This is a genomic window from Ruegeria jejuensis (assembly GCF_041537905.1).
Lineage (GTDB): Bacteria > Pseudomonadota > Alphaproteobacteria > Rhodobacterales > Rhodobacteraceae > Ruegeria_C.
Map to the genome: position 1 here is coordinate 143984 of NZ_JBGRUO010000010.1, position 10188 is coordinate 154171.

Consider the following 10188-nt stretch of genomic DNA (forward strand, 5'->3'; position numbering starts at 1 on the left):
TAGGCCCAAAGGAGAGATGACCATGCAACCAAACCCCGTGATTGTCCTGCTCGCCATTGCTGCGATTGGCCTGACGGTCCGGGCTGGCGCCTGATTTCGGCCGAGGGGACAGACCAGCCATGATCAGCGATGCGGAACTGACCCAGAAAGGCCTGCCAGCGCGCGGCGAGGGGCGGGTTCTGCTGATCGCCTGCGGTGCGCTGGCGCGCGAGATCCTCGCCCTGATCAAGGCCAATGGCTGGTCGCATATGACCCTGACCTGCCTGCCTGCGATCTATCACCTCCACCCCGACAAAATCCCGCAGGCGGTTGAAGACGCGGTGCTGAAGAACCGCGATGAGTATGACGACATCTTCGTGGTCTATGCCGATTGCGGCACCGGCGGGATGCTGCATTCGCTCTGCGACCGGCTGGGCGTGCAGATGGTTGCCGGGCCGCATTGCTATTCCTTCTTCGAAGGCAATGATCGCTTCGCCGAACTGGCCGAGGACGAGTTCACCGCCTTCTACCTCACCGATTTTCTGGTGCGCCAATTCGATGCCTTCATCTGGAAACCGATGGGGCTCGACCGGCATCCAGAACTGCGCGACATGTATTTCGGGAACTACACCAAGCTGGTCTACCAAGCCCAGATCGACGACCCGGCGCTGACAGAAAAGGCCCGCGCCTGCGCCGAGCGCATGGGCCTGGAATTCGAGCGTCGCGTCACCGGATATGGCGACCTGAAAACCGCCCTCGCCGCGCTCGACCGCGACCCCGCTTCATCCGGCTGAAAATATCCGAGGAGGCAAAGCCCTCTGCATGTATCAGGCGTTTTCCGCCGCCACGTCCCGGATACGCTCGATCATCGAGCGCAACCCGTTCGAGCGCTGCGCCGACAGATGGTCGTTCAACCCCAACCGTTCCAGTTCGGCCCGCGCATCGATTTTCGGCACCTCACCCACCGGCGTGTCGTTATAAAGCGCGCGCAAAACCGCAATCAGGCCGCGCACGATCAGCGCATCGCTGTCGCCGTCAAACCGGAACATCCCGTTCTCGATCACCGGATGCAGCCAGACCTGACTGGCGCAGCCATGCACCTTGGTGGCGGGTACTTTCAGCGCGTCATTCAGTGGCTCCATCGCCTTGCCCTGATCGATCACATGGCGATAGCGATCTTCCCAGTCGTCGAGAAACTCGAAATCCTCGACAATATCTTCAAAGGCTGGGCTGGCCATTGGCATGCTCCGTCATCTGGCAGGTCTGAACCGTCACCTAAGCGCGCCCTGCCCGCCTGTCCAGACCCGCGATGGGTTTTCAAGCGCCGCCGGATAGGCTAACCGGTTTCAAGGCAAGATGAATTGACCGGGGCGGTTGCAGATGCGGGTTTCATTGACAGTTCTTCTGATCGGATCACTGACGCTGGGCGCGTGCAGCGCGTGGCGCGAGTCGCGTGTGAACCCGTCAAACTGGTTCGGTGGGCCGGAGCCGGCACCGGTCAATGTCGACAGCGAAGGCTCGGTCAACCCGCTGCTGCCGTCCGAGGATGACAGACTCGGCCTCTTCGATCGGCCGGACCCGGTAGACGCCTCTGTCCCGATTACGAAAGTGACCGCAATGCGGGTCGAAAAGACCAATACCGGCGCGATCATCTATGCCACCGGTGTCGCCCAGCGTCAGGGCGGCTTTGACGCGGTTCTGCGCCGCAACCGGTCCGAGGAGAACACCAAGAACGGTGTGCTCAGCTATACGTTCCGCGTGGTCTATCCCCAACAGGCAACACCGCAGGGCGACGAAGATTCGCGCACCATCCATGATGCGGTCTCGGTCTCCAATGAAACGCTTGAGGGTATCCGCCTGATCCGGGTGACCGCCGAGCAGAATGCCTTGGAATCGCGTCGCCGCTGATCCGGGCTCAGAGCGCGACGACCTTCACGCTCTGACCCTTGGCCGAGAGCGCGATCTGCCCGTCACATAACCGCAGCGCGTCCTCACCGAAGACTTCATAGCGCCAGCCCGACAAGGCGGGCACATCGCGCTCGCCCGCCGCGATCAGGTCGAGATCGGCGCTGGGTGCGATCAGCTTGGCAGCCACACCAGCGCTTTCGGTCTTGGCCTTCAGCAACACCCGCAGCAGATCGGCCAGCGCCGGGTTTACCTGCAGCTTGTCGCGGCTGCGATCAGGCTTGGGCATCTGGTCGGGCGGGCAGTTCACCCCGCGCTTGACCGCCGCCAGAATCCCATCGGCGATCGGCCCTTTGCGGGCTTCGCGCAACAGCAGGCGCGAGCCGCCCAGATCTGAGGGGTTGCGCGGCTTGGTCGAGGCCAGCTCGATCAGTGCGTCATCTTTGAACACGCGGTTGCGCGGCACATCCTGCGCCTGCGCGTAGCCTTCGCGAAACTTGGCCAATTCCCGCACCACCGCCAGAAACTTGCCGGAATTGGTGCGCGTCTTGACCCGTTGCCAGGCGTGTTCGGGCTGCACCAGATAGGTGGCCGGGTCGGTCAGAACCTGCAATTCCTCGGTCACCCAGTGGCTGCGACCGGATTTCTCAAGCTCGGCCGCCAGATATTCATAGATCAACCGCAGATGGGTCACATCGGCCAGCGCATAGGTCTTTTGCGCCTCGCTCAGCGGACGGCGGGACCAGTCGGTAAAGCGCGAGGATTTGTCGACGCCCTCTTTTGCGATCTTGCGCACCAGCGTCTCATATCCCACCTGATCGCCAAAGCCGCAGACCATGGCCGCCACCTGAGTGTCGAAAAGCGGCGTGGGAAAGACCTGTGCGTTGATCCAGAAAATCTCCAGATCCTGGCGCGCGGCGTGAAAGACCTTGACCACATCCTCGTTGCGGAAAAGGTCATAGAGCGGTTCAAGCGACAGGCCATCCGCCAGCGGATCGATCAGCACGGCGTTCTCGTCGCCTTCGCCGGGAAAGGCCATCTGCACCAGACACAGGCGCGAGTAATAGGTCCGCTCGCGCATGAATTCGGTGTCTATCGTCACATAGGGATGTTGGGCGGCAGCGGTGCAGAAGGCGGCCAGCTCTTGGGTCGTTGTCAGTGTTTTCATTCGGCTCGGATGCCCTGTTCTTCTTGTTGTCGCATTCGCCCCTGTTCCGACATGCCGGAACCCCAAGGCTGAGCATACGCAGAACGTCGCCTAACTGCAATTGCTCGCGTAACAGTGATTTGAAGGCCGTCAATCCAGAAAAACCGGGCTGCGATCACCTGCCGCATAGCGGCGCAGCACCGCTGGGTAAAGGCGGTGTTCCTGCACCAGGACCCGCGCCGCCAGCGTCTGAGGCGTGTCGCCGGGTTCAACAGGCACCCGCGCCTGTCCCAGAATGGGGCCATCATCCAGCGCCGCCGTGACCTCATGCACGGTGCAGCCATGTTCATCATCGCCGGCCTCAAGCGCGCGGGCATGGGTGTGCAGCCCCTTGTATTTGGGCAAGAGCGACGGGTGGATATTCAGCATCCGCCCTTCGAACCGGGCCACGAAATCGGCTGTCAGCACCCGCATGAACCCGGCCAGACACAGGATATCCGGCGCGCTATCCAGCAGGGGTTGCAACAAAGCGGCCTCGAACGTGGCACGGTCGCCCTTGAACGGCCGGTGATCGACACTGGCAACCGGCACGCCACGCGCCGCCGCTTTGGCAAGCCCGCCTGCTTCCGGGTCGTTGGACAGAACCAGACAGGGCCGCCCCGGATGATCGCCGGCCATGCTATCGAGCAGCGTCAGCATGTTCGACCCGCCGCCCGAGATCAGGATCGCGACCCGTTTGGGACTCACAGCAGCTTGCCCTGATAGGCGATCCCGCTTTCGCCCGTCACATGGCCCAGAACGGCAACGCTTTCGCCCTGTTGGCGCAGCAGGTCCGCCAGGGCGTCGGCGCGATCAGCGGCGCAGGCCACCACCATGCCGATGCCGCAATTGAAGGTCTTGAGCATTTCTGCTTCAGCGATCCCGCCCGTCTGGGCCATCCAGTGGAAGACCGGCGGCAGGTCCCATGCGCCCAGATCAATCACCGCGCCCATGCCCTCGGGCAGAACACGCGGCAGGTTCTCGGTCAGACCGCCGCCGGTGATATGGGCCAGCGCATGCACGCCACCTGCCCGGATCGCCGCCAACACCTGCCGCACATAAAGCCGTGTCGGCGCCAGCAACGCCGCCCCCAGCGAGCCGTCAGCCCAGGGGCAATCGGACTCCCAGCCCAGCCCCGAGATCTCGACCAAGCGCCGCACCAGCGAATAGCCGTTGGAATGCACCCCGTCCGAGGCCAGTCCCAGCAGCACGTCGCCCTCCTGCACGCCCTCGGGCAGCGCGGTGCCGCGCTCCATCGCGCCCACGGCAAAACCCGCGAGGTCAAAATCACCCTCTGGGTACATGCCCGGCATCTCGGCGGTTTCGCCACCGATCAGCGCGCAGCCCGAGCGTTCGCAGCCTGTTGCAATGCCTTCGATGATCCGCGCGGCCTGATCGGTCTCCAGCTTGCCGGTGGCAAAGTAATCCAGGAAAAACAGCGGCTCGGCCCCCTGACAGACCAGATCGTTGACGCACATGGCCACCAGATCAACGCCAACGCCATCTACCAGACCGGTGTCGATCGCGATGCGCAGCTTGGTGCCGACCCCATCGGTGGCAGCCACCAGAACCGGGTCGTCATATCCCGCGGCCTTGAGGTCGAACAATGCGCCGAACCCGCCCAGCCCGCTCATCACGCCGGGGCGGCTGGTGCGCTTGGCGGCCGGCTTGATCCGGTCGACCAGAGCATTGCCCGCATCGATATCCACGCCTGCATCCGCATAGGTGATGCCGTTCTTGCCCGCCGTCATGATCGCGTCCTCGTCATTGCCTGCGCGCGGGTTAGTCCATTGCGCGCGCGCATGCAACGGTCAGGCTTGACGCGACCCGCGATCCTGTTAGGCATGGGCCTCAGGCGGGCCTGTAGCTCAACGGTTAGAGCAGAGCGCTCATAACGCTTTGGTTGGGGGTTCAAATCCCTCCAGGCCTACCAAAATTCCCGCTAACATATTGATAATAAACAAAGTCATTCCCCCATGGGGTGGAAAACCGGGGTTTAAGGAAATCATAGGGTTAGCCGGTCGATTCCCCCATGTTTCCAACCGTCAAAATATTTCCGGGGGTTGGAAGTTAACCCTGCCACGCCTGAGCCGCCTCGCGAGCCACGTGCTTCAACTGCTCACCGGTAAACCGGGCTTTGCGCCGTTTGACCCTCCAGCGCCCGTCACAGGGTCGGTGGCGGTGTCTTTCGCGCGGATCGTGGCGTCAAAGCCGAACTCAACAAGCAATTCATCGGCCACAGCCGCCATTTCCGCATAGAATGTCATGGGAACCCCAATCTTGATCTTTGCGACCGCAGCGATTTCTCCGTCTATCTTCGGCGCTGACGAAGAATAGCCGAGCCCGTAGTCTCTCCAATGGTGGACAGGAATGAGCCCTCAAAGGTGTTGTTTTTCTTGTTGTAAGTAAACTCGAGCTGTCCGTGTCCAAGCCTCGATGAAAACTGTTCTTCGAAGGAGAACCAGACCTTCCCGCGTTCGCGCTTGATCAATTCAAGAGTTAGCGTGGTTCTGTCTGGACCCTTTGTTGGCTCACCTTTGAATTCCTCTTTGGTCCCCCCGCCGAAAATCCTCAACTCGCCCGACTGACGGCTACATGTCTGAAACATGGATAACGCGAATTGGCTAGTCTCATTGGGGTCAACTGCATCAATGTTCGATCTACCCACAGCGGTTTCAAGTTCCCATGGTCCCTGTAGATAGAAATTCGGGCATGCGGTTAGGCTATAGAACAGCCAAAATGTCGCTGCCACGCCTGTGATAGCTGCCCCCAGCAGACCGATTAACTCCACACCTGAACGAAATCGATCAAACCAGATCATTATCAGTCTGTACAAACAAGAAGCTTAGCCTTCAGTTCTTCCAGCGCGCCCACAAGGGCCATGCGCTGCACCTTTGTCAGCCCGGAATAGGCATCCATGTGAACGCCGCCGCCATTCAACAGGGAAACCACAGCAACCGCCGATATCTCCCCGCAATAGCGCTGCCCCTGAAGCTCGTCACACACAGCGCCAATTGCCTCTTGGTCGGGCTTTTCTGCCCTGTCCTGGGCCAACTGGATAACAGGTTTCTCTTTCACACGCGCATATTAGGCACAGAGGCCGCTTTTTGTCCAACTCGCCCAGATGTATAGGGCATTAGCAGCCGATCAACCCCTGTGTACTCAGGGCGCATCAACGCTGAACTGTCTTTGTAGGTCGCTTCGGTCTCGATCACGTCCACTTTCTTTCGCTCAGATACAACTGAGCCGGTCGAAACCGTGGCAAATGGATCAGCGCCGTTCTGGATCAGATAGGCCATCTCCATTTGCGCATTCTTGACCGGCGTCGGGATGCTGTCCGCAGGCACCGGAAAGCCATCGACATAACGCGCGATGTAACGTGGCCACTGAAGTGCCTGATCCGCAGAAACTCGGTAATCCAGCCAATTGTGACCCGCATCATTCACTATCGCTGCGCGACGAAGATTGATCTCGTCTGTGATGTCATTCAGCGTCAGACACCATCCCATGGCCTCCGCATAAGAGCGATACTCAGCGAGGGTTGCATAGCTGTCGGCTGATGCGCCGCCGATGGTGGTGTCTAGGGCCATATCAGAGGTCCGTGAACATCACGTTGGTGAGCAATTCGCGCAGATCGGCAACCTTGCCTTCTGCGTCATCAATGCCGTGCTCTGCCAGATACGCCAGCACCTTGGCCTTCGGCATCTTTGCGATGGATTCGCGTGTGATCGGTTCGACCTGATCGACAGGCCGGAACTTGGCGTCAATGATCTTGAAGCCTTGCTTGCGCAATTCTGCTTTGCGATCCGGCGCAACCGGATGCGGTTCGTATGCAATTTTCATGGATGTCTCCGTTAACGCCAAGTTGGGGACCTGTGCTATTCTTGAAGGAACAGTACGCAGCGACTCATTTGTTCTGATTTTTCTGAGGGATACAGATTATGAGATTAGCCTTGATTGGCATCGCGCTAATTGTCTTTGGGCTCCTTGGGGGCCTTTACCTGTTTTTTGTCTTCGATTGGACTGCCGAAATCCCAGCAGACAAAGGCAAAATGCTCCACGAATTGTTCAAATTCTCGATTGCGACGATGATCGTGGGCGGGGCTGGTTTGCTTTATCAGTACCTTCAGTCCGAATACGAAGCGCGACGGGCACGCAGAAGCTTTCTGGAGGAGTTCCTGAGAGAGGTGACAACATCTTATAACCGAATCAAGTTTATTCGCAGGAAACTTAGACGCGAGATGGTCAGAGCAGACGGAGGCGAATTCCATATTTCAATCGCCGATTATCAAAAGCTCATGGATGAACTGAACCTCGGTCAACTAGAATTGGAGCAATTCGCGAGGATTATGGAAAGCGACCCAGAACCACTGAGAGAGGTGGCAAAAGATGGCGTTAGTCAGGTCAGAACTGCTGAACACTACCTGAGGAAGGTCACCAAAGAGTATGAGAACAGGGTTCTCAATGAAACCGACGACGGAAAATCATACAGAGTGACACCCAACACAAGGCTGCTTAAATGGGCCGCAGCCCGAAAAGACAGAGCGGGCGACGAGTCTGTCCACCAACAGCATTTCACCCCTCTCGACAATTTCTACAAAAAACTTCGCGAGGAGATAAGTGGTCGAAAGGGCAAAGACGCTCCCAATCCCAAAACAACAAAGACCTCCCGTAGCTGGTCTGTATGACCTGGAGAAGGGGCCAGTTACCCGGCCCCTCAGATGCCTTACTGAGTATTCAGCAGAACACCGGCGGTGTTCTTGTCGTCGGTTGCAACCTTGTCCCAGTTGGTTCCGGTCGCAAGCTCGACATCAGTCGGAGACGCGCCGCCGTTTGCCTTGTCCCAGGAATAGCCCTTGACCTTCGAGTTGAAGGTGTATTCGGCTTGGAACGTGCGAGCGATGTTTTCGTTGCCGTTCGAGGTCTCGATATTGGTGAACAGGTCACCGTTATCTTCGATTGCAACAGCGCCAGCCGACAGACCCAGTGTATGGTAGGTGTCTGGCGTACCAGTTGTGATCAGATCCGCACTGTCGGTCATCACCAACGGACGACCGAAGCCATCCTCCATCACGGCGATGGTGCCGATGTCGAACAGACGGTTCGTGTTGGTGAGGTTTTCGCCGTATAGATCAGTCATGACCTTTGAGTGAAGCACCCACACGACGATATCGCCCATGCGGTCACCGAACTTACCAGCGGCAGTCACAAGGCCACCACGTGTGGCGGTACCTGCGGTGCCATCGTGGATAACCGCAGCGTTGTTACCGACAGCGGCGACCGCCGAACGGACGGCGGAGTTGATCATATCGCCAACCATGCCGCGACCGAGTTGTTCGCCGATCACGACGCCTGCCTCATCCGGGGATTTCTGAATCCACGAAAGCTGCTGAGGCTCAAAGGCAATCGGAGGCGTGCCGCCAGCGATCTTGACGCCGGTGTGTGCTTCCTGAGCAAGAGCAACGGCAGCTACGGCCCCGGAGCCATATGCATCACGACGACGGGTCAGGCCCGCAATCTCCTTCCAGAAGGTTTCGGTGCTGTAGTCGCCCTCGTTCTGAGCTGCGACCAGGGTGATTGCGCCACGGGTTGCCTCATTGAAGAGGTCGACCTGCTGCGCGATGGTTTCGGTAGCCGAGCCGTAAGCGTACTGCTCGAATACCTGCATGTTTGAAAGAGCCATTGGTTATCTCCTCAACTGGCTTTTTTCTGTTTCAGGAATTCGGCCTTTTCCTTCGCGGTCTTTGCTTCCGCCCAGGATTTGGCACTTGTACCGGCCCTGCCGTTCGGAGTAGCGGCCCCGCCACCACTCGCATCTGTTCCGCGCGTCAGGCGCATAATCGCCGGATTTGCGGTAAGGTCTGCCTTGAGATCATCAAGGTTGGCCTTGAGGCCGCTGGTTTCCTTATCAACTGCCGCGCTAACCTGAGCTGCCGAGTATTTATCGACATCCAGCACGAATTTTCCGCCATCTTCGGCGTAGAACGCCTGATTCGCCTCGTCCACGCCTTCAAGCGTGTCGAGGATTGCTTTAATAGCCATCCTGAACCTCTGGTTTGATGGTGACCGGCCCCGCCAGTCGGTTAGATGCCAGCCGCAGCAAACGCCGCTGGCTCAAGTTCCCGCATCGCCTCAAGCGTTAGCGGTCGAAAATTCCTATCCAGTTGCAGCGCTCGGAACCGATCAGCGGACAAACCGCCATTCCGCAATAGCTTGCCGCGCTCTGCCCCGATTACGCTGTCTTGGAAGGCCGCAGGCTGTGTCTTCAGCCATGCGTAGTAGTCCTGATTTGCCGGAACCCGCTCGATCCCGTCTGCGCCGCGAGCAATCTGCTCCCCGCTTCTGCCAAGAATGGACAGGCTATCCCTTACTCGCGGAACCGTCACAGACCGGCAGGAGATGTGCGCCGGCAGCCGTGGCCCCTCATCAATCGGGAATGTCTGCCCGTCCAGAGACCGGCAAATCGCGCTTGTTCGCCCATCCAGAACCGAAGCCCATTCTACACCGTCGATAATATCATCATTGCGCGAGTAACCAAAGCACACATCAAGCGCGCCATCTTGGCGGCACAAGAAACCGTGCCAACGGCTGTTATCGAGGTGCGCCCCGACGGCGTGGTTGTGATTGATCCGGTTGACAGGCAAAAGCCCGTTGACCACGATCCAGATGGACCGGAGCCTTGGGGAGATGACTGACTTGGACGTAAAGCTCAAATACGTCTACCGGGAGACCCTGCCGAGCGGAAACACCAGATATAGATTTGAGAAAGCAGGACGGAAGGTAACCCTGAAGGGTGAGCCGGGAAGTCCTGAGTTCCTAGCGTCTTATCAGGCTGCTTTAAACAACCTACCCAAGACCGACAGGGCCGCTAAGAAGGGCTCAATCACATGGCTGGTGGGACTGTTCATCAGGCACCTTGAATCGCAAGTGGCCGCAGGACTGATAAGTCCCCTGACACTGAAGGGCCACAAGCAGTTAGTGTCCGAGCACGTGGTGTAATTTCCATGCCTTCAACGGTGTAATGCCGGGTGGCCATCGAGGTGTATGGTCGGGTGGAGTTTTACGACTTCAACCACGAACCACGCGAGGACCCCGATGACCAAACCAACCATGGACCT

The 10188-nt window shown here is 58.9% G+C and carries 15 protein-coding genes and 1 tRNA gene; 5 read left to right on the plus strand and 11 right to left on the minus strand.

Annotated elements, in window-relative coordinates:
• Positions 1-119 precede the first annotated feature (119 nt).
• Positions 120-773 carry a DUF1638 domain-containing protein gene (locus AB1E34_RS13635; protein WP_372572895.1) on the plus strand — a complete coding sequence of 218 codons (654 nt, stop codon included), beginning with the start codon at positions 120-122 and terminating at the stop codon, positions 771-773.
• Positions 774-806: 33 nt separating this feature from the next.
• Here AB1E34_RS13635 and AB1E34_RS13640 read toward each other — a convergent pair whose 3' ends face one another.
• Positions 807-1217, minus strand: a complete 411-nt coding sequence (locus AB1E34_RS13640; RefSeq protein ID WP_372572896.1) for a SufE family protein — start codon at positions 1215-1217, stop codon at positions 807-809.
• 154 nt (positions 1218-1371) lie between these two features.
• Between AB1E34_RS13640 and AB1E34_RS13645 the strand changes: the two genes are divergently transcribed.
• Positions 1372-1887, plus strand: coding sequence for a hypothetical protein (locus AB1E34_RS13645; RefSeq protein WP_372572897.1), 516 nt, complete (start codon positions 1372-1374; stop codon positions 1885-1887).
• 7 nt (positions 1888-1894) lie between these two features.
• Here AB1E34_RS13645 and rnd read toward each other — a convergent pair whose 3' ends face one another.
• From rnd to purM, 3 genes are all read right to left on the minus strand, one after another.
• Positions 1895-3052, minus strand: a complete 1158-nt coding sequence (rnd, locus tag AB1E34_RS13650) for a ribonuclease D (RefSeq protein ID WP_372572898.1) — start codon at positions 3050-3052, stop codon at positions 1895-1897.
• Between the two features lie 129 nt (positions 3053-3181).
• Complete coding sequence (purN, locus tag AB1E34_RS13655) at positions 3182-3778, minus strand: phosphoribosylglycinamide formyltransferase (protein WP_372572899.1); 597 nt, start codon at positions 3776-3778, stop codon at positions 3182-3184.
• Positions 3775-4821: a phosphoribosylformylglycinamidine cyclo-ligase gene (gene purM, locus AB1E34_RS13660; protein WP_372572900.1), complete on the minus strand. Its 1047-nt coding sequence runs from the start codon at positions 4819-4821 to the stop codon at positions 3775-3777. The genes purN and purM overlap by 4 nt, the downstream gene beginning before the upstream one ends.
• A 106-nt stretch (positions 4822-4927) precedes the next feature.
• Between purM and AB1E34_RS13665 the strand changes: the two genes are divergently transcribed.
• A tRNA-Ile gene (locus AB1E34_RS13665) sits at positions 4928-5003 on the plus strand.
• 178 nt (positions 5004-5181) lie between these two features.
• On the opposite strand, the gene AB1E34_RS13670 is transcribed toward AB1E34_RS13665, so the two are convergent.
• Genes AB1E34_RS13670 through AB1E34_RS13690 form a run of 5 tightly spaced genes read right to left on the minus strand, consistent with a single transcriptional unit; the run spans position 5182 to position 6913 of the window.
• Positions 5182-5337: a hypothetical protein gene (locus AB1E34_RS13670; protein ID WP_372572901.1), complete on the minus strand. Its 156-nt coding sequence runs from the start codon at positions 5335-5337 to the stop codon at positions 5182-5184.
• Between the two features lie 44 nt (positions 5338-5381).
• Positions 5382-5891, minus strand: coding sequence for a hypothetical protein (locus AB1E34_RS13675; protein ID WP_372572902.1), 510 nt, complete (start codon positions 5889-5891; stop codon positions 5382-5384).
• A gap of 2 nt (positions 5892-5893) precedes the next feature.
• Positions 5894-6148: a hypothetical protein gene (locus AB1E34_RS13680; RefSeq protein WP_372572903.1), complete on the minus strand. Its 255-nt coding sequence runs from the start codon at positions 6146-6148 to the stop codon at positions 5894-5896.
• A complete protein-coding gene (locus AB1E34_RS13685; RefSeq protein WP_372572904.1) occupies positions 6145-6660 on the minus strand; it encodes a DnaT-like ssDNA-binding protein in 516 nt (171 codons plus the stop codon). The genes AB1E34_RS13680 and AB1E34_RS13685 overlap by 4 nt, the downstream gene beginning before the upstream one ends.
• A 1-nt stretch (position 6661) precedes the next feature.
• Positions 6662-6913 (minus strand): hypothetical protein, encoded by a 252-nt coding sequence (locus AB1E34_RS13690; protein WP_372572905.1) that lies wholly within the window; start codon positions 6911-6913, stop codon positions 6662-6664.
• Positions 6914-7011: 98 nt separating this feature from the next.
• Between AB1E34_RS13690 and AB1E34_RS13695 the strand changes: the two genes are divergently transcribed.
• Positions 7012-7758, plus strand: a complete 747-nt coding sequence (locus tag AB1E34_RS13695; protein ID WP_372572906.1) for a hypothetical protein — start codon at positions 7012-7014, stop codon at positions 7756-7758.
• Positions 7759-7796: 38 nt separating this feature from the next.
• Here the strand turns inward: AB1E34_RS13695 and AB1E34_RS13700 are convergent, their stop codons facing one another.
• Positions 7797-8753, minus strand: a complete 957-nt coding sequence (locus AB1E34_RS13700) for a major capsid protein (RefSeq protein ID WP_372572907.1) — start codon at positions 8751-8753, stop codon at positions 7797-7799.
• Positions 8754-8764: 11 nt separating this feature from the next.
• On the minus strand, positions 8765-9112 hold the full coding sequence (locus AB1E34_RS13705) for a hypothetical protein (protein WP_372572908.1): 348 nt from the start codon (positions 9110-9112) through the stop codon (positions 8765-8767).
• Between the two features lie 645 nt (positions 9113-9757).
• Between AB1E34_RS13705 and AB1E34_RS13710 the strand changes: the two genes are divergently transcribed.
• Positions 9758-10069 carry a hypothetical protein gene (locus tag AB1E34_RS13710; RefSeq protein ID WP_372572909.1) on the plus strand — a complete coding sequence of 104 codons (312 nt, stop codon included), beginning with the start codon at positions 9758-9760 and terminating at the stop codon, positions 10067-10069.
• The last annotated feature ends 119 nt before the right edge of the window (positions 10070-10188 follow it).